The 25,035-nt window shown below is 61.3% G+C and carries 22 protein-coding genes; 11 read left to right on the plus strand and 11 right to left on the minus strand.

Translation table 11 applies throughout. From position 1 onward, the window contains the following. Positions 1–250 precede the first annotated feature (250 nt). The 5 genes from GTW23_RS02435 to GTW23_RS02455 all read right to left on the minus strand — a co-directional run bounded on the left by GTW23_RS02435 (position 251) and on the right by GTW23_RS02455 (position 5,221). Positions 251–1,123, minus strand: a complete 873-nt coding sequence (locus GTW23_RS02435) for an extensin-like domain-containing protein (protein ID WP_252914487.1) — start codon at positions 1,121–1,123, stop codon at positions 251–253. A 4-nt stretch (positions 1,124–1,127) separates the two neighbouring features. Then, entirely contained in the window at positions 1,128–2,102 is a 975-nt protein-coding gene (locus GTW23_RS02440; protein WP_252914488.1) for a L,D-transpeptidase family protein, read from the minus strand. A 191-nt stretch (positions 2,103–2,293) separates the two neighbouring features. Then, positions 2,294–3,823: a pyruvate kinase gene (locus GTW23_RS02445; RefSeq protein ID WP_252914489.1), complete on the minus strand. Its 1,530-nt coding sequence runs from the start codon at positions 3,821–3,823 to the stop codon at positions 2,294–2,296. A gap of 103 nt (positions 3,824–3,926) precedes the next feature. Continuing rightward, on the minus strand, positions 3,927–4,280 hold the full coding sequence (locus GTW23_RS02450; RefSeq protein WP_252914490.1) for a DUF4342 domain-containing protein: 354 nt from the start codon (positions 4,278–4,280) through the stop codon (positions 3,927–3,929). Between the two features lie 164 nt (positions 4,281–4,444). Then, the gene (locus GTW23_RS02455) at positions 4,445–5,221 is read right to left on the minus strand and encodes a YHYH protein (protein WP_252914491.1); all 777 of its coding nucleotides are present in this window, start codon (positions 5,219–5,221) and stop codon (positions 4,445–4,447) included. A gap of 186 nt (positions 5,222–5,407) precedes the next feature. Between GTW23_RS02455 and GTW23_RS02460 the strand changes: the two genes are divergently transcribed. The 5 genes from GTW23_RS02460 to GTW23_RS02480 all read left to right on the plus strand — a co-directional run bounded on the left by GTW23_RS02460 (position 5,408) and on the right by GTW23_RS02480 (position 10,616). Beyond that, the gene (locus tag GTW23_RS02460) at positions 5,408–6,163 is read left to right on the plus strand and encodes a phosphatase PAP2 family protein (protein WP_252914492.1); all 756 of its coding nucleotides are present in this window, start codon (positions 5,408–5,410) and stop codon (positions 6,161–6,163) included. After that, complete coding sequence (locus GTW23_RS02465) at positions 6,160–6,948, plus strand: DUF1206 domain-containing protein (protein WP_152007677.1); 789 nt, start codon at positions 6,160–6,162, stop codon at positions 6,946–6,948. The genes GTW23_RS02460 and GTW23_RS02465 overlap by 4 nt, the downstream gene beginning before the upstream one ends. A gap of 220 nt (positions 6,949–7,168) precedes the next feature. Beyond that, positions 7,169–9,358, plus strand: a complete 2,190-nt coding sequence (locus tag GTW23_RS02470; protein WP_252914493.1) for an anthranilate synthase — start codon at positions 7,169–7,171, stop codon at positions 9,356–9,358. Then, positions 9,355–9,711 carry a c-type cytochrome gene (locus tag GTW23_RS02475; protein WP_252914494.1) on the plus strand — a complete coding sequence of 119 codons (357 nt, stop codon included), beginning with the start codon at positions 9,355–9,357 and terminating at the stop codon, positions 9,709–9,711. Before GTW23_RS02470 ends, GTW23_RS02475 begins: the two co-directional genes overlap by 4 nt. 5 nt (positions 9,712–9,716) lie before the next feature. Continuing rightward, positions 9,717–10,616, plus strand: coding sequence for a cation diffusion facilitator family transporter (locus GTW23_RS02480; protein ID WP_152007679.1), 900 nt, complete (start codon positions 9,717–9,719; stop codon positions 10,614–10,616). Between the two features lie 57 nt (positions 10,617–10,673). On the opposite strand, the gene GTW23_RS02485 is transcribed toward GTW23_RS02480, so the two are convergent. Continuing rightward, entirely contained in the window at positions 10,674–11,648 is a 975-nt protein-coding gene (locus tag GTW23_RS02485; RefSeq protein WP_252914495.1) for a threonine ammonia-lyase, read from the minus strand. Positions 11,649–11,804: 156 nt separating this feature from the next. Then, positions 11,805–11,927 carry a hypothetical protein gene (locus GTW23_RS23360; RefSeq protein ID WP_290128855.1) on the minus strand — a complete coding sequence of 41 codons (123 nt, stop codon included), beginning with the start codon at positions 11,925–11,927 and terminating at the stop codon, positions 11,805–11,807. A 57-nt stretch (positions 11,928–11,984) separates the two neighbouring features. Between GTW23_RS23360 and GTW23_RS02490 the strand changes: the two genes are divergently transcribed. The 3 genes from GTW23_RS02490 to GTW23_RS02500 all read left to right on the plus strand — a co-directional run bounded on the left by GTW23_RS02490 (position 11,985) and on the right by GTW23_RS02500 (position 15,442). After that, positions 11,985–12,923 carry a DMT family transporter gene (locus GTW23_RS02490; RefSeq protein WP_252914496.1) on the plus strand — a complete coding sequence of 313 codons (939 nt, stop codon included), beginning with the start codon at positions 11,985–11,987 and terminating at the stop codon, positions 12,921–12,923. A gap of 308 nt (positions 12,924–13,231) precedes the next feature. Then, positions 13,232–14,680, plus strand: a complete 1,449-nt coding sequence (locus GTW23_RS02495; protein ID WP_244615111.1) for a DEAD/DEAH box helicase — start codon at positions 13,232–13,234, stop codon at positions 14,678–14,680. A gap of 177 nt (positions 14,681–14,857) precedes the next feature. Beyond that, on the plus strand, positions 14,858–15,442 hold the full coding sequence (locus GTW23_RS02500) for an ATP-dependent Clp protease proteolytic subunit (protein WP_382265820.1): 585 nt from the start codon (positions 14,858–14,860) through the stop codon (positions 15,440–15,442). 68 nt (positions 15,443–15,510) lie between these two features. Here the strand turns inward: GTW23_RS02500 and rsgA are convergent, their stop codons facing one another. Further along, positions 15,511–16,578 (minus strand): ribosome small subunit-dependent GTPase A, encoded by a 1,068-nt coding sequence (gene rsgA, locus GTW23_RS02505; RefSeq protein ID WP_252914498.1) that lies wholly within the window; start codon positions 16,576–16,578, stop codon positions 15,511–15,513. A 148-nt stretch (positions 16,579–16,726) separates the two neighbouring features. On the opposite strand from rsgA, the gene GTW23_RS02510 reads away from it, so the two are divergent. Continuing rightward, positions 16,727–17,257: a GNAT family N-acetyltransferase gene (locus tag GTW23_RS02510; RefSeq protein ID WP_252914499.1), complete on the plus strand. Its 531-nt coding sequence runs from the start codon at positions 16,727–16,729 to the stop codon at positions 17,255–17,257. A 91-nt stretch (positions 17,258–17,348) separates the two neighbouring features. On the opposite strand, the gene GTW23_RS02515 is transcribed toward GTW23_RS02510, so the two are convergent. Together GTW23_RS02515 and GTW23_RS02520 are read right to left on the minus strand one after the other, a co-directional pair. Further along, positions 17,349–18,590, minus strand: a complete 1,242-nt coding sequence (locus tag GTW23_RS02515) for a saccharopine dehydrogenase family protein (protein ID WP_252914500.1) — start codon at positions 18,588–18,590, stop codon at positions 17,349–17,351. A gap of 37 nt (positions 18,591–18,627) precedes the next feature. Beyond that, positions 18,628–19,725: a carboxynorspermidine decarboxylase gene (locus tag GTW23_RS02520; RefSeq protein WP_252915551.1), complete on the minus strand. Its 1,098-nt coding sequence runs from the start codon at positions 19,723–19,725 to the stop codon at positions 18,628–18,630. Positions 19,726–20,027: 302 nt separating this feature from the next. Here GTW23_RS02520 and GTW23_RS02525 point away from each other — a divergent pair, with 302 nt between their 5' ends. Then, complete coding sequence (locus GTW23_RS02525; RefSeq protein ID WP_252914501.1) at positions 20,028–21,176, plus strand: hypothetical protein; 1,149 nt, start codon at positions 20,028–20,030, stop codon at positions 21,174–21,176. Positions 21,177–21,396: 220 nt separating this feature from the next. Here the strand turns inward: GTW23_RS02525 and GTW23_RS02530 are convergent, their stop codons facing one another. Further along, entirely contained in the window at positions 21,397–22,677 is a 1,281-nt protein-coding gene (locus tag GTW23_RS02530) for a hypothetical protein (RefSeq protein WP_252914502.1), read from the minus strand. 542 nt (positions 22,678–23,219) lie between these two features. On the opposite strand from GTW23_RS02530, the gene leuA reads away from it, so the two are divergent. Next, positions 23,220–24,926 carry a 2-isopropylmalate synthase gene (gene leuA, locus GTW23_RS02535; RefSeq protein ID WP_252914503.1) on the plus strand — a complete coding sequence of 569 codons (1,707 nt, stop codon included), beginning with the start codon at positions 23,220–23,222 and terminating at the stop codon, positions 24,924–24,926. Positions 24,927–25,035 lie beyond the last annotated feature (109 nt).

Genomic DNA, 25,035 nt, shown 5'->3' on the forward strand with positions numbered 1-25,035 from the left:
TAATATTGGGATTCAAAAACCCTACAATCGACGCCGGTATGGTGATTGATAAAATTATCGCGACCCACTTCACGGCGGTCTCCTATTGCGCAGTTTGATGTCGGCGCAGCCTATGTCGCAACCGTTTCTAAAATGCTACCATTACGTGTATGATTTTCAATGTTGGGAACGTCCTCTCAATCATATTGGCGGGATCGAAAGCCCGCGTTAAACGGAGATTTGGCGGGCAATCCCTCCCATTGGCCTGCCGTCACTCACACAGCCTGTAGCCGCGGTTTCGCTTAATGATGTCGAGATGCAGGTGGTCGGCGTGGCTGGCATTGGTGCCGGGGCCGAGCACGGTGGTGAAATGCAGGCAGGCGCCGCCGCGCACGGCGCGCTGGAAAGCTTCTTCCACCGTGCCGTCGCCGGCGCGCGGCGACACAGGGATCGGGTCCCGGCCCTTGAACTCGAAGCTCATGATGTCGATGGCATTGCCGATGGCGTGTTCCGACATCTTGCCGGTGGCGGAGTTGTTGCGGCGCCGGCAGACATAGGTCGAGCCGTGATTGACCCGCGCAAGCGTGACAGCGGCCGGCAGGGCTTCGGTCGCAGGAACGACAACACCCTCCATCCAGCGCGCCAGGGCGAGGGCGGTCGGGCACCGCAGTTGCGAGGCGGGTGAGAGGGAAACGCCGGGGACGATCTGTTCGATGCTGTAGGGGGCCTCAATGCCGCAGCCGTTTTCGCCGCGGACAGAATCCTGTCTGTCAAAGACGGCACCAAGCTTACGCAACTCGGCCTCGCAGCTGGCGAGTGCGGCCTCATCGACCGGCGGCGCACTGATGACGGGAAGCTTGTCAGCGTTTTCCGATTCTTCGGCTTCTTGCCCGGCGGATCCGGCTTGACCGGACTGGTCGGAATCTTCTTCGGAAGCGCCGGGGGCTGGTTTGGCCGTTGACGTGTCAGCATCGGGCTTTGCTTCGGGGACCGGGACTGCAGGAGCCGGGACTGCGGGAACCGCGACGGCTTTCCCCTTCGCGGTCTCACCGCGCGGGCTCTCAACCGGAACTGGGCCGGTCTCCGGCAGTTTTACGCCCATGGACAGCGTCACGATCAGGGGCAGCAAAAACACTCGGCGCATGTTCTCAGTCCCGGAACTCGACGGTCACACCTTTGCTGACCAGATGCGCAAGCTCGTTGGCATCCCAGTTGGTCATGCGGACGCAGCCGTGACTGATGGTCTTGTCGATCTTCGAGGGTTCCGGAGTACCATGAATGCCGTAGGTCGGTTCTGACAGATCGATCCAGACTTTGCCAACCGGTCCGTTCGGCCCTGGCGGAAGTGTCAGCGGCTCGGTGTTGTCGCCCTGAACGAAGTTTTCCGGATTGTAGCTGTAGGTCGGGTCAATGGCGATGGCGTTGACCGTGTGGATCCCGCTGGGCGATGGCGTGCTCGCACTGCCGATCGTGACCGGATAGATCGCGACCAGGGTTTGCGAGGCATCGTAGGCTAAGAGCCGCGCTTGGCTCTTGTCGGCGACAAGGCTGGCGATATCAGCCTTCTGGTCGCTGCCGGGGTCTGCGACGAAAATGGTTTCGCCGGCGCTGAATGCCGCGTTGGGGTTGAGCTCGGCTAAGAATTCCATGTCCATATGGAAACGTTCGGCAAGCTTTTCCTGGACGCTGGTATAGCCGAGATGCTCGAGTCTGGCGAGCCTCGCATAGTCGTCCGGCAAGGGTTCTGAAATGCCGGAGACGTCGGCGCCGGTTATGATGTAGCTGACGATCACGTCGTTGCCCATGGCCTGCAGGGTGTTCCACGTCATCTCATCGATAAGGCCGTCGTCAGGAAGCCGGTTGACCTGTTGGAAGCCACGGATCGCCTTCTCGACATTGTCACCGGCATAGCCGTCGATCACCCCAGGCGAAGCCCCGGCCCGATCAAGCAGGATCTGCAACTTTGCCGCCAGCGGGCTCTGGCCTTCGGGCAATTGTTCACCGGCAAACGTCGCGGCGTTGATCGCCACCGGATCCATGGGCGCGGCGTTTGCCTTGGCGAATGTCACTGCCGCTGCAAATGTGGCGGCGGCAATTGCTAGGATGACCTGAAATCTGTCCATCGTCAGTGTTCCCGTTGCGACCGTGACGGCGTGTCGTCGCAAATGCTCGAAGCCTGTCACATGGCTACAACGCACGAAGGGCGAGAAAGATGCATGTGGGGATCAGCAGGCTTCAAAGTGATCCGCCGTGCCCCTGGTTCAGGTGAGGGAAAACGAGGGAACGGGAGCTGGGCCCGGTAAAAGCAGCCGGCTCACAGCGGTTGCGGACCGCGCCAGGATGTGAGCGCCGAAAGCCGCGCAGTCTTCTTGAACTGGTGGCGGTCCATGCGCCGCAGGATGCCGGCGAGAAAGCGGATCGTCTCGGCAATATAGGGGCCCTTGTTGAGCATGATGCACTCGGCCCGCTGGCCCATGGCGGCGTCGGTGACTTCGGCGCGTGAAGGCGCACCAGTCTTCAACAGCGTTTCAAGCACTTGCGTCGCCCATACCACGGGAATGTGCGCTGCTTCGCAGAGCCAGAGGATTTCCTCCTGGGCTTCAGACAGGCGCTCGGTGCCGACTTCCATGGCCAGGTCGCCGCGGGCGATCATCACCGCGACGGGATGATGTGACCCGGCCTGGACAATCAGCCGGGGCAGATTGCGGACTGCGAGTCCGGTCTCGATCTTGAGAAGCAGCGGTTGTGGCGGGCGGTCTCCGCGATGCTGCCTGAGCGCCGCCATAATGCCGCGAACGTCTTCCGGGCGCTGGACGAAGGAACAGCCGACGATATCGGCATTGGCCGCAACAAACGGAAGGTTGGCAAGGTCTGTTGCGGTCAGATGCTCGATCTCGAGATCGATGGCAGGGAAGTTGATCCCCTTCTCGAGCTTAAGCTTCTTGCCCTTGTCGGCCACCACCGTGACTTCCAGCACGGCGCCGTCTTCAAGCAGTTCGACAACGCGCGCGCCGATCTTGCCGTCATCGATCCAGACCTGCAGTCCGGGCTGCAGCCTGGCGGCAATCTCCGGAAAGGTGATGGTGATCGCGGGCAGCCGGCCGGGCGTCGCTGGCGGCCTGGCCAGCAACCTGAACCGGTCGCCGCGAGACAGGCGCTTTGCCTTTGGCGGCGTAATGCTTTCGATCCTGCATTTCGGCCCGGCGATGTCCATGAGCACGGGGCAGGTTCTTCGGGCCTTGGCTGCAGCGGCGCGAATGTTGGCGATCATCGCCGCCCATACTTCGGGTCCGTCATGGGCGCAGTTGATGCGAAAGCAGCTGGCGCCCGCCTCGACGAGTTGATCGACAAAGGCAGGATCGGTGGCGCCCTGCGGCGGGACCGTCACCATGATGCGGGTGTTGCGCTCACCGGGATAGTCGCCAAAGAAACGGGCCTGATCATTGGTGATCTGCACCAGTCCTGCGTCGAGAACTGACGGTTCGGGCCATGTCGCGGGCAGTCCGGACAGCCCGTCAAGCGTTGCGCTGACGGCGGCGAGGGACTTGCGCAGATGGGATTCCGAGCGTCCGAGCGATGACAGGCCGAGCACGGAAAGGTTTGATTGAAGACCCGTCAGATCGTACTGGCGGGCGGCCAGGTAGAAGGCGAGGTTTTCCGCGCCCGGCCGGAAAACCGGACGCGCGATTTCACTTTCCCAATCCTTGAAGATCGCAGTGCTGTCAGTTTCGATCCTTTCGATGCATTCAGCCAGCAGGCAGCGACAGTCCTTGATGGCGGAAGTTCCGGCTGTTGGTCCGCTTGCAGGACCGGGTTGCTGTGAAAGGCTGGCTTGTTCGGTCACGACGGTCTTTCCTGGCCGGTGGGAGGCGACGGTTTTCTGATGGGATGCCTTGCCCCGGGGGGGCAACGGCATAGGATTTCACCGGGACGACAGGGTTGCCGCCTCAGGCGCCGCCGGACTTGTCGGCCGGTGGATCTGCCGCTTCATCCGCCGTGTCGGCCGTTTCTGCATCGGCTTCTTCGACTTCGCGGACCACCTCGATCTGGACGTGTGTCACGAAGGCGGCGATGGCGCCCAGGATTGCCAGCCACGGGGCGGCGAGTGCCACCGCGCCACCGGCGACGACGCCGAAGGTCAGCGGCGTTTCCAGCACGATATCGCCATCGGACGCCCTGATCCGCAATTGCCGGACATTGCCTTCGTTGAGCAAATCCTTGACCTGTTGCACAAGCTGGTCGCCCAGCACCTCGATTTCTTCGGTGAATGTTCTCTTTCCCTTGCCGTCCTGCGTGTTCATGGATTTCTCCTTGGTGAGCCTGAAGGTGATTGAGACTGTTTTTCCTTAGACGGTTGCTTCAGTGAGAGCCTTGATGGTGATCAATCGGCTGAAGCTGCCATCCGGAATAGCGAAGAAGTTGTAGCCCGACGACAATAAGGCATCATGACAGCCGCGGCCGGCCCTCAGGGCCTGGCGAAATCGCGACTGATCTCGCCCCAGGCGCAATGGGGGAAGTATGGGTAGCTGTCGGTGACGAAGTAGACGAACCTGCCGTCGAGCCTTCCGCCGTTGCATTGGTCGAGCGTCCCGGTTCCGCCGGTGAACTGCCAGTCCTGCAGATAGGTGCCGTCGTGACGGCCTCCGGGTCCACCGCTGCGGTTTCCGGGTTTGAGCGTGAACCCGGATTTCGCTTTCGAGCCGACATAGTGGATTTCAAACCCGTCGGCTGCGAAGCCGACCAGGGTCGAGGTGTTGCCCTTGAGCAGGCCCGTTGGCATGGCATGGTAGTGGTAGAGCCCACGGTGATCGACATGGGCATTGTTCTGGTCGAGGCCGAGCATGGCGCCCGCGCCCTTGCCGTCGAGTTTCCAGCCCGAGGCCGGATTTCGGCTGAAACCGCGCCGCGAGGATGGATCGTAATAATCGGCGGTCCCGGGGCGGATGATGACACCGTTGAGTGCAAAGCCGGTCGAGCCGCGGAGCTGGGTGGCGCGGGAGGTTTTGACAGGGTTCTCGGGAACGCAGACCTCGATGAATTGCGCCGTCATCCGGTGCGGGTTGCCCGGGTTGGGAAATCTGCCGGTGGCGTGATCCGGCAACCCGTTCGAGGTCATACAGATCTTGCCACGGCTTTTCGTGATTGAAACGGATCCGGATGCGGCCCCGGCCGCGACGGCGCTTGCGACAATACCAATGATGGTGACACCGGCGATGACGAGATAGGATAACGGACGGTCCATGCTGGTCTCCTTTTAGATCTGGCGTCCCGGTCTGGACCTGGTGAAGATGAACTCCCCAACCTTTCCACGCGGTGGCGAGAAAGTTACGTGTCGGTAAGGTTTTGGGCGCGAATGCTGCAATTCGTGGAACGAAACATCGGCTTGCAGGTTGTTGATTCCGACAGAAAGATCCCGGGGTGGGCGTGAGTGACTGAAAAATCGATTGTTCAAACAGCGCGGGAATGGCTTGTCCGCGGGCTCAAGAATGGCAACGCCAACCGCATGCCGGTGATGCTGCTTGGTGTTGTTACGCTTGGCGTCTACGCCTTCATCGAAATTGCCGACGAGATGGCTGAAGGCGAAATCCGGCAGCTGGATGAAATGCTGTTCCTGATGATGCGGGAGGCGACCGACCCGTCGCGACCGCTGGGGCCAGCCTGGTTGCAGGAGACGGCGCTCGAGATCACCTCGATCGGCGGCTACCCGCTGATAATCCTGACCCTGGCTGCGGTTTCCGGCTTCTTCATCGTCACCAAGCGCCATGGTGCGGCGCTTTATGCCGTTCTGGCGGTGGGATCCGGTGCGCTGTTGAGCCAGACGCTCAAGCAGTATTACGGTCGTCCGCGGCCCGATCTTGTGGATCATCTCGATGCGGTTCACACCGCCAGTTTCCCCAGCGGGCATGCGCTGGTGACGACGGTCGCCTATCTGACACTGGCCGCCATCGTCATCGGTTATCTCGAGCGCGCGCGGGCCCGGGTCTATGTGCTTTTTGTAGCCGTGCTGGTTGCCGTGATGGTTGGCGTCAGCCGGGTCTATCTCGGCGTGCACTGGCCGAGCGACGTGGCCGCCGGCTGGGCGCTCGGTGTTGCCTGGGCGAGTTTTTCCTGGCTCATCGTGCATGTCTTGCAAAGACGCAGGGCAAGGGCACTGCCGCTGCGCCAAACGGAGGATGCACGATGAGCTGGCATGACTGGTTCAAGCCGTTCGCACGTCTTGGCTACGGCGCCCGAGGTCTGGTTTACCTGGTGCTCGCCTTCTTCATCGTCAGCGCTGCCATGACAACCGGCAGCGGCGGCGATTCGAAGGATGCGGTGAGGTTCCTCACACAGTCCACGGCAAGTGCCATCCTCGCGCCGCTGCTCATTGTCAGTCTTGCCGGCTATTGCCTGTGGCGCATCGTGCAGGCTGTCTTCGATACCGATGATCACGGCGTAAAGCCTTCCGGCCTGGCTGTGCGTGCCGGTCTGCTGGGATCGGCTGCGACCTATGGCCTGCTCATGCTCTACGCCCTGTCCCTGTGGTGGGGAGGGATGTTTTCGTCTCAAGACGGATCCGGCGGCGGGTTTGCGCGCACGGTTGCCGGCTTCATCGGGGCCGGACCTGTATCCCTGATCCTGAGCTCGATATTCGTCGTTGTCGGCGGGGCGCATATCTGGAAGGCGGTCAGCCGCAAGTACCGCGACCACATTGAGGCTTCGGCGGAGGCAAAGAGGTGGATCGACATTGCCGCGATCGGCGGTCTTTGCGCCCGCGGTATCATCTTCCTCGTTATCGCCTTCCTGCTGTTCCGCCATGGTCTTGCCGGGCAGGAAGGACGGGCCAGCCTGGCGGACGCGCTTGATTTCATTGCCGGCCTTCCCCTTGGTGCATGGCTGCTTGGGGCAACCGGAACGGGCTTCCTGCTGTTTTCGCTCTATTCCTTTTCGGAGGGCATCTGGCGGCGCATCAACGTCGAAGATGCATGAGCTGTGTATCTCCACTTGAAGCGGCATAAAGCCTGCGGTAAGAACTTCCTCATGACGATGCACGTGGCACAGAAGAATTGGTGGTGGGTTCGCTTCTAGGCGGCCTTGACCACGCATGCGCGTTAGAGATCAACAAGCCGCCCGGGACCTCAAGGTCCGGCGGCTTTTTGTTTGACCCGCTGGCCAAGAGAGTTCCGGCCGGTTCAAACGGAGCTTGAACATGGGCACGACGGAACTTTCGGACAAGGCTGCGCACTACCAGACGCGCGGCGGGGTTTTGGTCACGCGGCGGCGGCGTGAAACCCCTTACGCGGATGCCATATCGGGCTATATCGATGCGCTCGACAGCCGCCGCGGCGCGGTGTTCTCGTCAAACTACGAATATCCGGGACGTTACACCCGGTGGGATACGGCGATCGTCGATCCGCCGCTCGGGATCTCGTCGCGGGAGCGCAAGCTGACAATCGAGGCCTATAACGGCCGTGGCGAGGCGCTGATTTCCATTCTGGCCGGGCGGCTCGAGGGGCACGCGGAATTTGCAATCACCGGCAAGGACGCGCGTAAGATCGAGATCGAGATCGCGAGGCCTGACCGGGTCTTCTCCGAGGAAGAACGCTCGCGCGCACCGACTGTGTTTTCAGTGCTACGGGTGATTGTCGATCTGTTCCATTCGGCCGAAGACGGCAATATCGGCTTTTACGGAGCCTTCGGCTATGATCTGGCGTTCCAGTTCGACCCGGTGGCGCCGAAGCTGACACGGCCCGAGGATCAGCGCGACCTGCTCTTGTTCCTGCCCGACGAGATCCTGATCGTCGACCACCACGCCGCCAAGGCCTGGATCGACCGCTATGATTTCAGCTTCGACGGCATGACCACGGAAGGCCGTGATGCAGAGATCGCGCCCGAAGCCTTCAAGCCCGCCGACCGGATGCCACCGCGCGGCGATCATACGCCGGGCGAATATGCCGAGCTGGTCAAGCGCGCCAAGGAGAGTTTCCGGCGCGGCGACCTGTTCGAGGTTGTGCCGGGGCAGACCTTTTTCGAGCGCTGCGAGGCGCGGCCATCGGAAATCAGCCGGCGGCTCAAGGCGATCAATCCGTCGCCCTATTCCTTCTTCATCAACCTGGGCAACCAGGAATACCTGGTCGGCGCATCGCCGGAGATGTTCGTGCGGGTCAATGGACGGCGGATCGAGACCTGTCCGATCTCCGGCACCATCAAGCGCGGCGAGGATGCGATCGCGGATTCCGAGCAGATCCTCAAGCTGCTCAATTCGAAGAAGGACGAGTCGGAGCTGACCATGTGTTCGGATGTCGATCGCAACGACAAGAGCCGGGTCTGCGAGCCGGGATCGGTGAAGGTCATCGGTCGCCGCCAGATCGAAATGTATTCGCGGCTGATTCACACGGTCGACCATATTGAGGGTCGGTTGCGCGATGGCATGGATGCGTTCGACGGCTTCCTGAGCCACGCCTGGGCGGTGACGGTGACCGGTGCGCCGAAACTCTGGGCGATGCGGTTTCTGGAAAACAACGAGAAGAGCCCGCGTGCCTGGTATGGCGGCGCGGTTGGCATGGTCAGTTTCAACGGCGACATGAACACCGGCCTGACGCTCAGGACCATCCGCATCAAGGACGGCATTGCCGAGGTGCGCGCCGGGGCCACGCTGCTGTTTGATTCCAATCCCGAGGAAGAGGAAGCCGAGACCGAACTGAAGGCATCGGCGATGCTCTCGGCGATCCGGGATGCACGGCTCGGCAATGCCGGTTCGGGAACCCGCGAAACGGCAAAGGTGGGTGAGGGCACCTCGATCCTGCTGGTCGACCATGAGGATTCCTTCGTCCACACCCTGGCAAACTACTTCCGCCAGACAGGGGCCAAGGTGACCACAGTGCGCTCGCCGGTGTCCGACGAGGTGTTTGACCGGGTGGCGCCGGATCTGGTGGTGCTGTCGCCGGGACCGGGAAATCCGAAGGATTTTGATTGCGCTGCCACGATCAAGAAGATCCGGACGCGCGAGTTGCCGGTCTTTGGCGTCTGTCTTGGCCTGCAGGCGCTTGCCGAGAGTTTCGGCGGCAGCCTGCGCGAACTGGCAGTGCCTGTGCATGGCAAACCGTCGCGCATCAGGGTATCGTCGAACGGGGTGATATTCTCCGGTCTGGCGAAGGAAGTGACGGTCGGGCGCTATCATTCGATTTTCGCCGATTACGCGACATTGCCGAAGGAATTCCGTGTTACAGCAGAGACCGATGACGGGGTGATCATGGCGTTCGAGCATGAAAGCCTGCCAATCGCGGCGGTGCAGTTTCACCCTGAATCGATCATGACGCTGGGCCAGGATGCCGGAATGCGGATGATCGAGAACGTGGTCGCGCATCTGGCGCGGCGGAAAAAGGTGGAGGCAGCATGATCGATGCACGCGGCGTGAACAGGCTGGTGGCGGCAGCGGTGCTTGGGGCCTCGATGCTCTTGCTGCTGCCGGGCGAACCGGCGCGGGCCCAGTCCGGCGACGGGATCGATCAGGGCCGGCAACTGGTCGAGGTCAATTGCGGCAAGTGCCATGCGGTGGGTGAAGCCGATGCCAGCCCGCATGAGGGGCCGCCGCCCTTCCGCAAACTGTCGGACATGTTTCCGATGGACGCGCTGGAGGAAGCTTTCTCCGACGGCCGGATCTATTCGGGTCACCCGGACATGCCGGAGTTCATCGCAACACCCGAACAGATGGATGCCATCATCGCCTATATCGCGTCCCTGCAGGACTAGCCGTCATGCCCCACTCCTCACGAACCATCCGCCAGCTGGCGTTCTGGTCCATTCCGCTTGCGTTCGGGGTGATGGGGCTCAAATTCGTCGCCTGGTACCTGACCGGTTCAATCGCGCTTTACTCCGATGCGCTTGAATCGATCGTCAATGTGATTGCCGCGACGGCGGCCTTCATCGCCATCGGTTACGCGCAGAAACCTGCCGATATCTCGCACCCTTACGGCCACCACAAGGCGGAGTACTTCTCCGCCGTTCTCGAAGGTGTGCTGATTGTCGTGGCGGCGCTGCTGATTGTCCATGAAGCAATCGGCGGGCTTCTGGAACCTCGCCGGATCGAGGCGCCGGTGCTTGGCCTGGCCGTCAATGCAAGCGCTGCCGTCATCAACGGGATCTGGGCAGCGGTGCTGCTGCGCTTTGGCCGCCGTTACCGGTCGCCGGCACTGCAGGCAGATGGCCACCACATCCTGTCGGACGTAGTCACATCGGTTGGCGTCATCTTCGGCCTGGGTCTGGCGCTGGCCTTCGATCAGCCGCGGCTTGATCCGCTGCTGGCGCTGATCGTTGCCATCAACGTGCTCTGGCAGGGCTGGAAGGTGATTGCGTCCTCCGTCGACGGGCTGATGGACCGGGCGATCGATCCGGTCGATGAGCAGCGCATCCAGGAGATCATCAAGGCTGAGGCCCATGGCGCGATCGAGGCGCACGACATCCGCACCCGGATGGCGGGCCGCGCCTCCTTTGTCGAGTTTCACCTGGTCGTCGATGGCGCGATGAGCGTGGAGGAATCGCACCGGATCTGCGACCGGCTGGAAACGGCGCTTCGCACCGAGGTCGAAGGCATCCGGGTGATCATCCATGTAGAGCCGGGTCACAAGGCCAAGGACGAGGGTGTCGTGCTGGGCTGAGCGATCTCGGCAGAGGTGGGCCGTCCGCGGGGCATGGGCAAGAGGGCCGGCGTCCGGTTAGCCGGTGAAGCGCTCAAGCGCCAGGCGAAACACCTCTGCATCGACATTGCCGCCTGAGACCGTGACGATCACGTCCTCACCCTCGATCTCGCCGCCGTGAAAAAGCGCAGCGGCCAGGGCGACTGCTCCCCCCGGTTCAGCCACGATCTTCAACCTTGAAAAAGCCAGCGCCATGGCGTGCTGCGCTTCGTCCTCGGTGACGACGATGCCCGGGCCGGCGAGACGCCTGAGGATAGGAAACGTCAGCTCACCGGGCTGCGGCGTCAGGATCGCGTCGCAGATCGAGCCGGACAGCCGCGCGTTGCGCTCAATGGTTCCCGAGCGCAGGCTGCGGGCCATGTCGTCGAACCCTTCGGGTTCGGCCGGTCGCACGCGCAGCCCCGGGGCATCGGCTTCAAGCGCCAGCGCGATGCCGGACGCAAGGCCGCCACCGCCGCAGCAGACCAGGACATCGGCCTTGGCGATGCCTTGTTCGGCGGCCTGTTCGGCGATTTCCAGCCCACAGGTGCCCTGGCCGGCAATGACCAGCGGCTCGTCGAAGGGCTTGATCAGTGTCAGGCCGTGCTCGGCAGCCAGACGTGCGGTGATCTCGTCGCGGTTTTCCGTGGCCCGGTCGTAGAGAACCACTTCGGCGCCCAGTGCGCCCGTGTTGTCGATCTTCATCTTCGGCGCATCCGACGGCATGACGATGACCGCCGGGACGCCATGGCGGGCGGCTGCAAAAGCCACGCCCTGACCATGATTGCCGCTGGAAAAGGCAATGACGCCACGGGCCCGGTCTTCAGGCGACGGGGCCGAGACCGCAGACCAGCCGCCGCGGAACTTGAAGCTTCCGGTGTGCTGCAGGCATTCGGGCTTGACCCAGACCCGACGTCCGGCGATCTCGTCGAGAAACGGGGAATTGAGCAGCGGCGTGCGGCGGACATGACCGTCCAGCCGGTCGCGCGCGGCGCGGATCATCTCGATGTTCATGTCAGACTTCCCGATGTCGAAGATGCGGTCAGGGTAGGGCGGGCAGGGTAGGGCGGGCAGGGCTGATTCTCCAAGCGAATTGAACCATTGCCAGCAAGAATAAGCCGCGCGAGGGTGTCCCGCGCGGCCCAGTTTCAGAGATCGTGAAAGCCAGTATCAGGCGGTGGCAGGGGTGTGCAGCCGGCCGTTGAACATCGGGTTGCCCGCGATGCCTGAAACGTTCTTGGCAATTGCCAGCACAGCGAGGTCGGCAACCGGCTCGATGATGACGACCAGCACCGGAGCCTCGCTGAGCAGGCGATTGCCCAGGCAGGAACAGGCTGCTACTCAACCTGCATGAGCGTCGAAAACACCGACCATCCGCATCTGCTCGGACCGGGACTTGCAACGCTGGGCGTGATCGCGGCGTCGGTGGGTTTCGGGCTGGTTCCCTATTTCGCCCGGACGCTGACGGCCGAAGGCATGGCGCCGCATGCAATCGCCTTCTTCCGTTACGCTTTCGCTGCAACCGTGCTTGTGCCGTTTGTCTGGCGGGCCAGGGCGAGATGGAAAGCACTCGCGTGGGGCCTGTTTGCCGGACTTGGCATGGGCGTCGGTTGGGTCGGCTATGTTCGGGCGGTGGAAATCGTGCCGGTGTCGACGGCCGGCATTCTCTACATGACCTATCCGGTTTTCACGCTGCTGATCGCCTGGCTGGTGTTCGGCGACATGCCCGGCCGGCGGGCTGTCGCGGCATCGCTGATGATCGTGGCGGCCGCAGCCCTTGCCACGTCTCCAGAAGCGGTGTCGCCCGAACAGGCACCGGCGCTGATCCTGTCCCTTGCCGCGCCGCTGGGTTTTGGCTTCGGCATCAACGTGCTGGTGCACAAGCTCACCGCACTGGATCCGCTGGCGCGCATTGCCTGTGTCAGCCTCGGCTCGGTGCTGGGGCTGCTGCCGCTGATGGCCGCTACCCCGGTGGCAGGACTCATGCCCGGCAGCGTGTCAGGTTGGTGGCTGGTGGCGGGTATCGCGTTCGGTTCGGCGCTGGTGCCGCAGCTGCTCTATACAGTCTGCGCGCCGGTGATCGGAACTGCGCGGACCGCCATTGCCGGCAGCTTCGAGCTTCCAACCATGTTCCTGGTGGGCTGGTTCGCCTTTGCGGAACCTGTCGGGCTGACCCAGTGGATCGCCTGCGGCATCGTCATATCGGCGATCGCGCTGACGCCCGGAAGATCGATTCGCAGCGTGGCGGCGAACATCGCTGTGGAAGGCGAGGATCGTTCAAATCGTTAAGCCTGTTTGCTGCGTCGCAGCGAAAATCCCGCGCCACGCCTTGACATGGCCGCATTTGTCAGGCCTAAGAGACCCAACTGGATAGGGGCCCATTCGGCCGCTGCACGCCTCCCTAGAGATGAGCGTGTTCTGACTTCCCCTAACATCCATCTTGAAATTTTCGCGTCGGCCAGCGGCGATGCGCCCAACCCGAACTCCACCGATTGCGGTTTGATCGCAGACGGCGGGTATTTGTTATCGGGCATGGTCCGCGAATGGCAGCGCACAGGCGCTCCCCGACGTATTGCCCAAAATTCGAAAGTTATATCATGTTGTTTTCCGAACTCGGCCTCTCCAAGGCCCTTCTCGATACGCTTGAAGGTCTTCACCTGACCAAGCCGACACCGATCCAGATGCAGGCCATTCCGCTTGTGCTCGAGGGCGGCGACGTCATCGGCCTGGCGCAGACCGGCACCGGCAAGACCGCGGCGTTTTCGCTGCCGATCCTGCACCGGTTGGCGCCCGGCAAGAAGGCCGCGCCGAAGAAGGCCCGTGCGCTGATCCTGGCGCCGACCCGCGAACTCTCCGCCCAGATCGCCCGCAGCGTCAAGGATTACGGCCGCAGGCTGCACCTGACCTCGACTGTCGTGGTCGGCGGCGTGTCGATCCGTCCGCAGATCAAGGCGCTGGCTTCCGGTGTCGACATTCTGATCGCCACCCCTGGCCGGCTGATGGATCTCATCGAGCAGCGCGCGGTGTCGCTCAACGAGATCGAAGTCGTTGTCCTCGACGAGGCCGACCAGATGCTCGACATCGGCTTCATGCCGGCGATCAAGCGCATCCTGGCGATGACGCCGAACACCCGGCAGACGCTTCTGTTTTCGGCAACCATGCCCAAGGAAATCCGCGAACTGTCCTCGCGCCACCTGAAGAACCCGAAGGAAGTGTCGGTGATCCCGGCGAAGAAGACCGCCGACCGGGTCGAGCATACCGTCATGCACATCCAGACGCCCCAGAAGATGGGCGCGCTCGCATCGCTGATCCGCGATCGCAAGGGCGAACGGGTGATCGTGTTCACGCGCACCAAGCGCGGCGCCGACAAGGCCGCCAAGCGGCTTGAAGCCGACGGCATCTCGGCTGCAGCCATTCACGGCAACAAGTCGCAGGGCCAGCGCGAGCGTGCGCTTGCAGGCTTCCGCGCCGGCACCGTGCCGGTGCTGATCGCCACCGACATTGCCGCCCGCGGCATCGACGTGCCGGGCGTCAGCCTGGTGGTCAATTACGAACTGCCAAATGTTCCGGAAGTCTACGTCCACCGCATCGGCCGCACCGCGCGTGCCGGCGCCGAAGGCACTGCTGTGACCTTCTGTGCACCGGACGAACGTTCGCTGCTGCGCGATATCGAAAAGATGCTGAAGACCGAGATCCCGGTCGAAAAGGCGCCGGAAGGCACCTATGTCGACGCATTGGCCGATCCGGATGGGGATTTTGCCCCGCTCAACCGCACCCAGCGTCCGCGCCAGGGTGCACGGCCACAGGGAGCCGCCAAGCCGCAGGGCCAGGGCCGCAAGCCGGGTGGGCGGCAGGCCCAGGGTCAGGGCGGAAAGCCTGCCAATGGTCAGCAGGCCGGCAAGCCGGGCGCCAACCGGCATCAACCTGCCGCAGCAGCCAACCAGAACGGCGACCAGCCGGCAGCCAAGTCGCGCCGCCGCCGTCGCAGCGGTGACCGTCGTCCGCGCCCCGAGCAGGGCGGCAACAAGGCCGTTGCGCAGGGCTGACAGGGCCGCGCCTGAGCCTTGACCGGCGCTGATGTGGGATCGGCGTCTTCCAAACCAGAACCGGACGGCGTCGCGATTTTTCGCGGCGCCGTTTGCATGTTGATGATCCATTCGCGGCTCTGCCATTGTTTCGTGGCCCGGATCGTACTATCTGCGAGACATGCAAACACACGGAGACTGCTTATGAGCGACGAAGACGACAAGACGACCGAACTGCCGCTGGGCAAGGAAGCGGAAGCAAACCTGTTCAAATCGCGCTCGATCTTCATTTACGGTGGCATCACGCAGGAACTGGCGTACAAGGTCTGCGCCCAGCTTGCAGCGCTTGCCGCGGCCAGCGATGACGATATCCGCATCTTCGTCAATTCACCGGGCGGCCATGTCGAATCGGGTGATTCGATCCATGACATGATCGGCTTCATCAAGCCCAAGGTCTGGATCATCGGAACCGGCTGGGTGGCTTCTGCCGGTGCGCTGATCTATGTCTCGGTGCCCAAGGAGCAGCGGCTTTGCCTGCCCAATACCCGCTTCCTGCTGCATCAACCGTCCGGCGGCACTCGCGGCATGGTCTCGGACATCGAGATCCAGGCGCGCGAAATCATCAAGATGAACGAGCGTCTGAACAAGATCTTCGCCAAGGCCACCGGCCAGAAGATCGAAAAGATCGCCGCCGACACCGACCGCGATTACTGGCTGTCGGCAGAGGACGCCAAGGAGTACGGCCTGGTGGGCAAGATCATCACCAATCAGAGCGAAATCTGAACTGAGTCCGCTGACTGACTTATCAAGCCCCGCCGGTGCAAGCCGGCGGGGCTTTTGCATCGATGGCCTTACTTCGATTTCAGCTTCTTGGCCTGCTTGACCATCTTGCCGAAGGCCTTGTCCTTCGAGCGGCGCTGGGCAAGGCTTGCGGTGTTGTGCTGGTCTTCGGCCACCAGCTTTCGCCAGCGGCTCAGGCGCGCCTCGTCGATGTCGCCACGTTCAAGTGCAGCGAGGATGGCGCAGCCGGGTTCGCTCGTGTGCCTGCAGTCGTTGAAGCGGCATTGGGTGGACAGATCGTCGAGGTCGGAAAAGACCTCCGCGACGCCTTCTTCCGCATCGGTCAGCTGCAGCTCGCGTACGCCCGGCGTATCGAGCACTGCGCAGCCATTGGGCAGGATGTGAAGCTGGCGGTGCGAGGTGGTGTGGCGGCCCTTGGCGTCGTCCTCGCGGATTGCCTGCGTGGCGGCGACCTCGCTGACCGACAGCGCATTGGTTAGCGTTGACTTGCCAACGCCGGAGGAGCCGAGGAAGGCGATGGTCTGGCCGGGTTTGCACCAGGGTGCCAGTTTCGATGCCGGCTCGTCGCTCTTGGCGTTGAGCGTCAGCACCGCAACATCGGCGGAAATTGCCTCGGCATCCGTGATGTAAGGCGCCGGGTCATCGCAGAGATCGGATTTGGTCAAGAGGATCACGGGTGTCACGCCTGCGTCGAAGGCGAGTGCGATGTAGCGCTCAAGCCGGGCGACGTTGAAATCGAGATTGCAGGAGGTGACGATGAAGGCGGTGTCGATGTTGGCGGCGATCAGCTGGACCGAGCGGTCGTGACCGGCGGCGCGGCGCTTGATCAGGCTCTTGCGTTCCAGCAGCTGGCTTGCGCTTGGCAGATTGTAATCGAGCAGCAGCCAGTCGCCAACGGTGGCATCCGCACGGGGCGGGACCATCATGTCGATGCCTTCGCCGAGCACGCGCAATCCACTGCGATGCACCTCGGTGACTCGGACCGGCGGCGTCGCGTGCATGTCATCGACACTGATCTGCTGGGCGAAGACATTCTGCCAGCCGAGGCTTTTGAGCGGCGTGACCTGTTGTACGGGGCTTTCGCCGTTGCCGGCAGGCGGCGTGGCGTCACGCGTCATCAAGAATGGCTTTCATGCTCACGGGTCCTGAAACTCGAATGCGGAATATCAGCTGCAGCGCTTGTTCTGCCTTGCATTGCGGCGCCTGGCGCTCTCTACAGGCTTTCATCATAGCATTCCATGCTATCGATGCGGAAACGATTCCGTCATGTGGAAAACAGCAGACAAAAGCGAGGCCTGCTTCTTGATCCCGACACTTGAGACCGAACGGCTGCGACTGAGGGCGCAGACCATGCAGGACTGGCCTGCCTATGCGAACCTGATGATGTCGGAGCGGGCGGTTCACATGGAAGGCCCGCACACTATGGCCGAGGCCTGGGGGCTGTTCTGCCATGATCTCGCGCAATGGCCGCTCTTGGGCTGCGGCGCGCTGATGATCGATGACCGGGAAACCGGGGAATGCATGGGTCAGGTCGGCATCAATCACGGGCCGCTGTTTCCCGAGCACGAGCTTGGCTGGATGGTCTATCCGGGCGCCGAGGGCAGGGGGTATGCCTTCGAGGCGGCCGAAGCCATGCGCCGCTGGGCTTTCACCGTCCGCGGACTTGAAACGCTGGTCAGCCACATCGATCCCGGCAATCACCGCTCGCGCAAGCTTGCCGAGCGGCTTGGCGCCGTGCTGGAACTCGATCCGGACCGCCCAGGGCCGGAGGTGCTGGTCTACCGCCACATGCGGTAACGGCTTCATGAAAAAGCCCCCGCCGGAATTACCAACGGGGGCTTAACTTGCGCCTGATATCAGGTGACTATGGTGCAACCGATAGCTTGATTTACGAGAAATCCAGCGCGCGGTCGCCGTCTGCATCCTTGATCCGGGTCGGCAGGCCGTTGTGGTTCAAGATGTTGAGGAAGGGCCTTGGGTCGAGTTCCTCGACATTGGCCATCCGCTTCACGTCCCATTCGCCTGTGGCGACCAGCATGGCAGCTGCGACCGGGGGCACGCCGGCGGTGTAGGAAATGCCCTGGCTGCCCACTTCATTGTAGGCGTCCTTGTGGTCGGCAACGTTGTAGATGAAGACCTCGCGTTCCTTGCCATCCTTGGTGCCCTTGACGAAATCGCCGATGCAGGTCTTGCCAGTGTACTCGGGCGCCAGCGAGGCCGGGTCGGGCAGGCAGGCCTTGACCACTTTGAGCGGCACGACTTCATCGCCATTGGCCAGCTTGACCGGCTGTTCGGACAGGAGGCCGATGGATTTCAGCACGGTGAAGACGTTGATGTAGTGATCGCCAAAGCCCATCCAGAAGCGCACATCGGCGCCGTCCATGTTCTTGGCCAGTGAGTGGACCTCGTCATGGCCGCAAAGATAGGCCTTCGACGGGCCAACGACGGGCAGGTCGTAGGTCTTGCCGATCTCGAACATCTTGTTGGTCTGCCATTCGCCGTTCTGCCAGGAATAGACCACGCCGGTGAATTCGCGGAAATTGATCTCCGGATCGAAATTGGTGGCAAAATACTTGCCATGGCTGCCGGCATTGATGTCGACGATGTCGACATCCGTGACCTTGTCAAAATAGTCGTTCTTGGCCAGTGCCGCGTAGGCGTTGACGACGCCGGGATCGAAGCCGGCGCCGAGGATGACGGTGACGCCCTTTTCGGCGGCCTCGTCGGCGCGCTTCCACTCGTAATTGCCGTACCAGGGCGGGGTCTCGCAGATCTTGCCTGGCTCTTCATGGATGGCGGTGTCGATATAGGCAGTACCCGTGTCGAGACAGGCGCGCATCACCGACATGTTGAGGAAGGCGGTGCCGACATTGATGACGATCTCGGAGTTGGTCGACCTGATCAGCGCCTTGGTGGCCTCGATGTCCATGGCGTCGAGTGCGTGGCCCGCCAGCACGCCTTCCTGCTTCAGGGCGTTCTTCTCGTGAACCGAGGCGACAATGGCGTCGCACTTGGCCTTGGTGCGCGAAGCGATGTTGATGTCGCCGAGCACGTCATTGTTCTGGGCGCATTTGTGGGCGACAACTTGCGCGACGCCGCCGGCGCCGATGATGAGGACGTTCTTCTTCATGATGGGGACTAACTCCTGTGTCCAATCGTCAGATGCCTCAGGAGAGGCTGTGTTCGAAATCCGCGTAGTCAAACTCACGGACCGTTCTGATGCTGCCATCCAGTTCTCGGATGGCGATTGACGGCATTTGCACGCCGTTAAACCAGTTCTTCTTGACCATTGTATAACCGGCGGCGTCCTGGACCGAGATCCGGTCGCCGATCTTCACTTCGGCCGGGAAATCGAATTCGCCGAAGATATCGCCGGCGAGGCAGGACTTGCCGCAGATCATGGTGCGGTGACCGCCCGTGTTGGGCTCGATCTTGGCGCTTTCGCGGTAGATCAAGAGATCGAGCATGTGGGCTTCGATGGATGAATCGACGATGGCCAGATTCTTGCCGTTGTAGAGCGTATCAAGCACGGTGACTTCCAGCGTCGTCGATTTGGTGATCGAGGCTTCGCCAGGCTCGAGATAGACCTGCACATCATACTCGCCGGAGAAGCGCTTGAGCCGCTCGGCGAATTGCTCGAGCGGGTAATCCGCGCCGGTGAAATGAATGCCGCCGCCGAGGCTGACCCATTCGGCCTTTTTCAGCAGGGGCCCGAATTTCTGCTCGATGTCGCCGAGCATCCGGTCAAACAGCGCGAAATCGCCGTTTTCGCAATTGTTGTGGATCATGAAGCCGGAGATCATCTCCATCACCGGCTCGACCTTTTTGAGATCCCATTCGCCGAGCCGCGAGAACGGCCGGGCCGGATCGGCCAGATCGAATGTCGAGGACGAGACGCCGGGATTGAGCCGCAAGCCGCGGATGATGCCGGACGACTGATCCGAAAAGCGAGTCAGCTGACTTATGGAATTGAAGATGATCTTGTCGGCGTGGGAGACGACCTCATCGATCTCGTGATCGGCATAGGCCACCGAGTAGGCATGGGTTTCCTTGCCGAAACGCTCGCGGCCGAGGCGCACCTCGTTGAGCGACGACGAGGTGGTGCCGTCCATGTAGTCGGCCATGAAATCAAACACGCCCCAGGTGGCGAAGCATTTCAGCGCCAGCAACGCCTTTGCGCCGGAGAGTTCGCGCAGCCGGGCGATCTTCTCCATGTTGATCTGGAGCTTCGACTTGTCGATCAGATAATAGGGGGTCTGGATCACGGTCTCATCCATCCTGGGGCATCCTGGCTGTCACGGAAAGGCGTTTGCACGCGGTCGCGCGGACCCGGGCGTCAGGGGCAATTAGGAAAATCCGGTGTCACACGCAAGGCCGAAACGGGAATTTGGCGAAAAAGCCAGGTTTTCTCTGCGTTGGCAAAGGTTGAACATGGCGGCGCGGGCCGGGTCTGCCGATATTCCTGTGACGGGTCCTAAGCTGGTGGCGAATGTATTGACCTCGGTCAATGCCGAGATCCTTTCTGTCTTGCTAATATAGCAAAGCTGCAATGTGAGGGTCGACGCTGATGCGTACACAAGGCAAGGACATGGTTTGGCGCTTGCTGATGGCGGCGCTTTTGGTGATCGCCGGCGCGCAGGCCGGCATGGCCCAGGACGTGACATTCCGGACCTACAAGGATGTCGCCGGGTTCTCCTGCGAGTTTCCGTCGGACTGGGACTTCGATCAGGCGCGTAATTTCGACCGGATCTTCACCAGTGCGAAGGCTCCGGACGCGACCATCATCATCCAGGTGATCGAGCAGGACAAGGCTGCGGAAAAGACAGTGGCCGGGCAGCTTGAAGCGCTCAAACAACAGCTTCTCCGCGCCCCTGACGGCCGGATCCTGAACGAGGGGACCGCTCCGATTGCCGGACAGCAGGTGCCGTATCTCATCGCCGGCTACACGGCGCTGGACACGGCGGACACACAGCGCGCTTTCCGGCATATCCAGATGGTGGTGACCACGCCGCGCGCCTTCCTGCTGATGTCCTATTCGGCGCCCGACGAGAGCTTCGATCAGGAGATGCGGGTGTTCCAGAACTGCTCGGCGACGCTGCAGATCGAGGCCGCGGGCACGCCCGCGCCGCCGGTTTCGTCACAGCCCGCGCCGCAACAGCCCGCGCCCGAGCAACCCGCCCCCCAGCCGCCCGCTGCTCCGGAGGGTCAAGCCCAGGATACCGAGGTTCCCGACGCCGTGGCTCCGGGCAGCGAGGAAACGCTGATCTGGCGGCACAACACCGATCGCGACTTCTGGATCGCGGTGCCGTCGACCTGGTCGAACAAGGCCGATCAGTCCGAACCCTATTCCGTCGACATGCAGCATCCCGACCGGGTCGAAGGCGTGATCGTCTTTGTGGTCGATATGACCAAGACGTCGAAGGTGAAGGAATACGCCGACGCCTGGGAACTGGTGCTGGCCGACAAGATCTTCTTCATGAAGAACCGCCTTGCGGTTCCGCAGAAGGACCATCCGGGCGTGGGCCTTGCCAAGACGCCGGGGATCCTGCGCGAGTACCAGGGCGAAATCAACGGCGCCACAGTGCGCAGCGTCGCCGCCTATGTGGTGAACAAGAAGCGCGGCTTCACCGTTGTCGGCTACCATTTCCTCGGCGACGCCCAGGGCGAAAAACGCATCCGCGCCGCGGTGGAGAGCTTTCGGCTGGCGGCGCCGTGAGGAGCGATGCGTGCAGCCACTGATCTCCCCCCTTGCGGGGGAGATGCCCGACAGGGCAGAGGGGGGTATTGATCCGGGTCCGGTGTTTGCGGTGTCACCCCCTTCTGTCACCTATGGTGACATCTCCCCCGCAAGGGCGGAGATTGGGGGGGGCTTGAATAGCCTACAAAGGTAATTCTCGTGTTGGTCGTAGATCCGGTCTGATAGATCAGTGAACAAGCTATTGATTTGAGCCACCTCTTCCAACCAACTCGCTGAATGATGGTGGCTCGATATTATCACTGCCGTGGCCAGGTGAAGGTCGAAAAAGTGCATTCAAAATCAATCCACGCTCTTCCTTTGAGGCCGCCTGTTGAGCAATGAGCAGGAAGTAAGTATCCATCATAGTTTGCCGCTGTCTCGCGTCGTCGTGCAGCACCAAAGATCGTGTATTGAATCTCACAACCAGCCTGATAACCCAAAGATACAAAACCAACGGGAAAGTGATCACGACTAATCTACTTAAGGTTGCGACGGTTAGCTGTGTATTTGTGGCGTTGAGCGGAATTCCCTCAGTAGCTGCATCGCCTATATGTTTCAGAACGCCGAGCAATTGGTCCAAATTCCAAAACCCTGCAATGGGTACCACCAATAAAAAAACCGCCAGAACTCCAGCAGAAATGAGGAAAGCTACCCAGCTGTCGTTGCCTCTATCTGTCCAGAGTTTCCGCGTCTCCGTTCCTCGAACGTCCTCAATGAGTGCCTCTTTAAATGCAGCGATGTTTTTGTCAGTCAGGTCAATTTTCTTTGCGCTTTCAAAGGCTTGGGCTTGTAATGATTTTAACGTGCTTTCAAGGCCGCTAGTTTGCTTTGATATTGCACCCAGTCTGCGATCCCAAGCAATTTCTTGACCTTCAGTTTTCTTTCGAATCGCCATCTCGTTTTCTTGGAGATCTAAGATTCTTTGGTTCATTGTCTCCAATTGTTTGGAGGCGTGCGCGATAGCATTTTGCCCACTTAATTCAAAATTCTGAATTGCCTCGGATATCCAACCTTGAGTGGAAATTTCAACTTCCTGCAATGATTTCCAGCTCAAATAACTCGAGATTTCAATTGAAATGGCAGATCCAAAATTTGATTGCGCCAGATCAGGCGATGATCCTGCTGCGTATGCGGTCTCGACGAGGAATGCTGAGACGAGCGCAAATCCGATGTGAGCGTAAATATTAGGTGACTGGGATAACACGCTATCGAGCCGAGCTGAAAACTCCTGAACCGCATCCACACCAAGAGGTGGCAATAGCTTAGCTACGTCTTCACTATTGGAGATGTTTTGTACAACTTTTTTGACATAGTTTCTTAAATACGTCTCATCATTAGGCAGTAATTTTAGCGCTATTTTACTCAATAATAGGTATGCGTTTCGATCGGCGTATCGTATGTTCTCTATGCTCTTTTCATCTCGTGGACGCGCTGAGTACGAAAATGGAAAATTTACGAATTCAAAATTCTGCTTGTCCACCGATTAAACCTCCGGTTTCAATGTATAGAAATTGATACGCCGGGCATGCTGCAATCACAAGCGACACCGAGCTCAAGATGCGGTGAGAATTTTCGAAGTTTTGGGATCGTTAAGTGGCACGCACCAGTTCGGCCTATTGTTCTCTGTATGGGCAGATCGGATCCGTGAGTTCGGTTTGACGTTCGAGAAATTTTATTGGAAGAAACCCATTACCGTCTTGCCTCCCAATCCCCCTTGCCATCCCGCCCCGCCCGCTGTATCACTCCGCCCATGAACACGACCCCGCGCCCCTCCGAGACCTCTTTCGCCCGCTTTGCGGCGGCGGCGTTCTCGCATGCGCGTCTCGGCGGTCTTCTTCTTCTCGCGCTTAGCGGCGATCGCCGGGCTCGTTGAGGAGCGTCCGGCGGTCGAAACCGCCGCGTGGCACTCCTGCTCCTCTCTCGACTTTACATTTTTTCCTGAATGCAACATGACGGCCTGAGGCCGGTTGATGTCGCGCTACACGCGGCTCCCGGGATTGGGCCAGGAAACGAGAGATACCAATGACCGCACATACCGCATCCGGACCGAAGGGCATGCCGAAGGCAGCCCAAAAGTACCACGCCTACCCGCAGGTGGACCTTTCCGACCGGACCTGGCCGTCCAAGCAGATCACCAAGGCGCCGATCTGGTGCTCGGTCGACCTGCGCGACGGCAACCAGTCGCTGATCAACCCGATGGGGCATGACCGCAAGGCGCGGATGTTCCAGCTGCTCATCGACATGGGCTTCAAGGAAATCGAGATCGGGTTTCCCTCGGCCTCGCAGACCGATTTCGATTTTGCCCGCTGGTGCGTCGAACAGGGCGGGGTGCCCGATGACGTGTCGCTGCAGGTGCTGGTGCAGTGCCGGCCGGAACTGATCACGCGGACCTTTGAGGCGCTGGAAGGCGCCACACGGCCGATCGTGCATTTTTACAATTCGACGTCGGAGCTGCAGCGCCGGGTGGTGTTCGAAAAGGACGTCGCAGGCATCAAGCAGATCGCCGTCGATGCGGCGAAGATGGTCAGGGAGATGGCGGAGAAGGCGGGCGGCGGTTACCGGTTCGAGTACTCGCCCGAGAGCTTTACCGGCACAGAGCTGGAAGTGGCGCTGGAGATCTGCAACGCCGTGGTCGAGGTGATGCAGCCGACGCCCGACAACAAGCTGATCCTGAACCTGCCATCGACGGTGGAGATGTCGACGCCGAACATCTATGCCGACCAGATCGAGTGGATGTGCCGCAACATCGACAATCGCGAGAACGTGCTGGTGTCACTGCATCCGCACAATGACCGAGGCACCGGCATTGCCGCCACGGAACTGGGGTTGATGGCGGGCGCCGACAGGGTCGAGGGCACGCTGTTCGGCAATGGCGAGCGCACCGGCAATGTCGACGTGGTGGCGCTGGCGCTGAACATGTTCACGCAAGGGGTGGACCCTGAGCTCGACTGCTCCGACATCGAGCGGATCAAGGCGGTGTTTGAATATTCCAACGAGATGAAGATCGGCGAGCGGCACCCCTATGTCGGCGAACTGGTCTACACCGCGTTTTCGGGCTCGCACCAGGACGCGATCAACAAGGGCATGAAGGCGATCCGCAAGGCCAACAAGCCGGACTGGGAAGTGCCCTATCTGCCGATCGACCCGCAGGATGTCGGCCGCTCCTACGAGGCGATCATCCGCATCAACTCGCAGTCGGGCAAGGGTGGCATCGCCTATATCCTGAAGGAGGATTACGGGCTCGACCTGCCGCGGGCATTGCAGGTGGAGTTCCGCGAGGAGATCCAGCGGATCACCGACGAGGAGGGCGTGGAGCTGCCGCCAAAGCGGATCTACGAGAGCTTCATGGAGCTCTATGTCAACCAGCCCGGAGCGCGGCTCGGCTTCGTCGATCACCACACCCACACGGACCCCAACAACAAGGGGATCAGGGTTGTCTCGGCGGAGATCACCGACAATGGCGAAACCAGGCGGATCGAAGGCCGCGGCACCGGGCCCATCGACGGCTTCGTCAACGCGCTTGCGACCTATCTCGGCATCGAGTTGACGGTGGCGAACTATGCCGAGCACTCGATGCAGCACGGCTCGAACGCGGCGGCGATCTGTTACATGCAGATGGAAACACCGGCGGGCATGCTCTACGGCGCTGGTGTCAACACCAACATCGTGGCGGCGTCGCTCGAGGCGGTGGTGTCGGCGGCCAACCGGGCGCTGGCGGCAAAGGGCTGAGACAGGACGAATTGACCGCCGCGTGCTGAAAAGAGTTACAGCGACCTTTGCGCATCCAACAGGATGCGCGGCGCTGTAAGAAGCGCGGCGGTTTTTTAGTGATCAAGGA

It is taken from the genome of Parahoeflea alexandrii (assembly GCF_024105735.1).
Taxonomy (GTDB): Bacteria; Pseudomonadota; Alphaproteobacteria; order Rhizobiales; family Rhizobiaceae; genus Hoeflea; species Hoeflea alexandrii.

Bases quoted from the DNA above. Each gene is read 5' to 3' on its own strand.
- GTW23_RS02475 (WP_252914494.1), top strand. From the start codon at position 9,355: ATGATCGATGCACGCGGCGTGAACAGGCTGGTGGCGGCAGCGGTGCTT.
- GTW23_RS02480 (WP_152007679.1), top strand. From the start codon at position 9,717: ATGCCCCACTCCTCACGAACCATCCGCCAGCTGGCGTTCTGGTCCATT.
- leuA (WP_252914503.1), top strand. From the start codon at position 23,220: ATGACCGCACATACCGCATCCGGACCGAAGGGCATGCCGAAGGCAGCC.
- rsgA (WP_252914498.1), bottom strand. From the start codon at position 16,578: ATGACGCGTGACGCCACGCCGCCTGCCGGCAACGGCGAAAGCCCCGTA.
- GTW23_RS02495 (WP_244615111.1), top strand. From the start codon at position 13,232: ATGTTGTTTTCCGAACTCGGCCTCTCCAAGGCCCTTCTCGATACGCTT.
- GTW23_RS02490 (WP_252914496.1), top strand. From the start codon at position 11,985: ATGAGCGTCGAAAACACCGACCATCCGCATCTGCTCGGACCGGGACTT.
- GTW23_RS02450 (WP_252914490.1), bottom strand. From the start codon at position 4,280: ATGAACACGCAGGACGGCAAGGGAAAGAGAACATTCACCGAAGAAATC.
- GTW23_RS02455 (WP_252914491.1), bottom strand. From the start codon at position 5,221: ATGGACCGTCCGTTATCCTATCTCGTCATCGCCGGTGTCACCATCATT.
- GTW23_RS02485 (WP_252914495.1), bottom strand. From the start codon at position 11,648: ATGAACATCGAGATGATCCGCGCCGCGCGCGACCGGCTGGACGGTCAT.
- GTW23_RS02440 (WP_252914488.1), bottom strand. From the start codon at position 2,102: ATGGACAGATTTCAGGTCATCCTAGCAATTGCCGCCGCCACATTTGCA.
- GTW23_RS02525 (WP_252914501.1), top strand. From the start codon at position 20,028: ATGCGTACACAAGGCAAGGACATGGTTTGGCGCTTGCTGATGGCGGCG.
- GTW23_RS02470 (WP_252914493.1), top strand. From the start codon at position 7,169: ATGGGCACGACGGAACTTTCGGACAAGGCTGCGCACTACCAGACGCGC.
- GTW23_RS02515 (WP_252914500.1), bottom strand. From the start codon at position 18,590: ATGAAGAAGAACGTCCTCATCATCGGCGCCGGCGGCGTCGCGCAAGTT.
- GTW23_RS02465 (WP_152007677.1), top strand. From the start codon at position 6,160: ATGAGCTGGCATGACTGGTTCAAGCCGTTCGCACGTCTTGGCTACGGC.
- GTW23_RS02435 (WP_252914487.1), bottom strand. From the start codon at position 1,123: ATGCGCCGAGTGTTTTTGCTGCCCCTGATCGTGACGCTGTCCATGGGC.
- GTW23_RS02510 (WP_252914499.1), top strand. From the start codon at position 16,727: ATGTGGAAAACAGCAGACAAAAGCGAGGCCTGCTTCTTGATCCCGACA.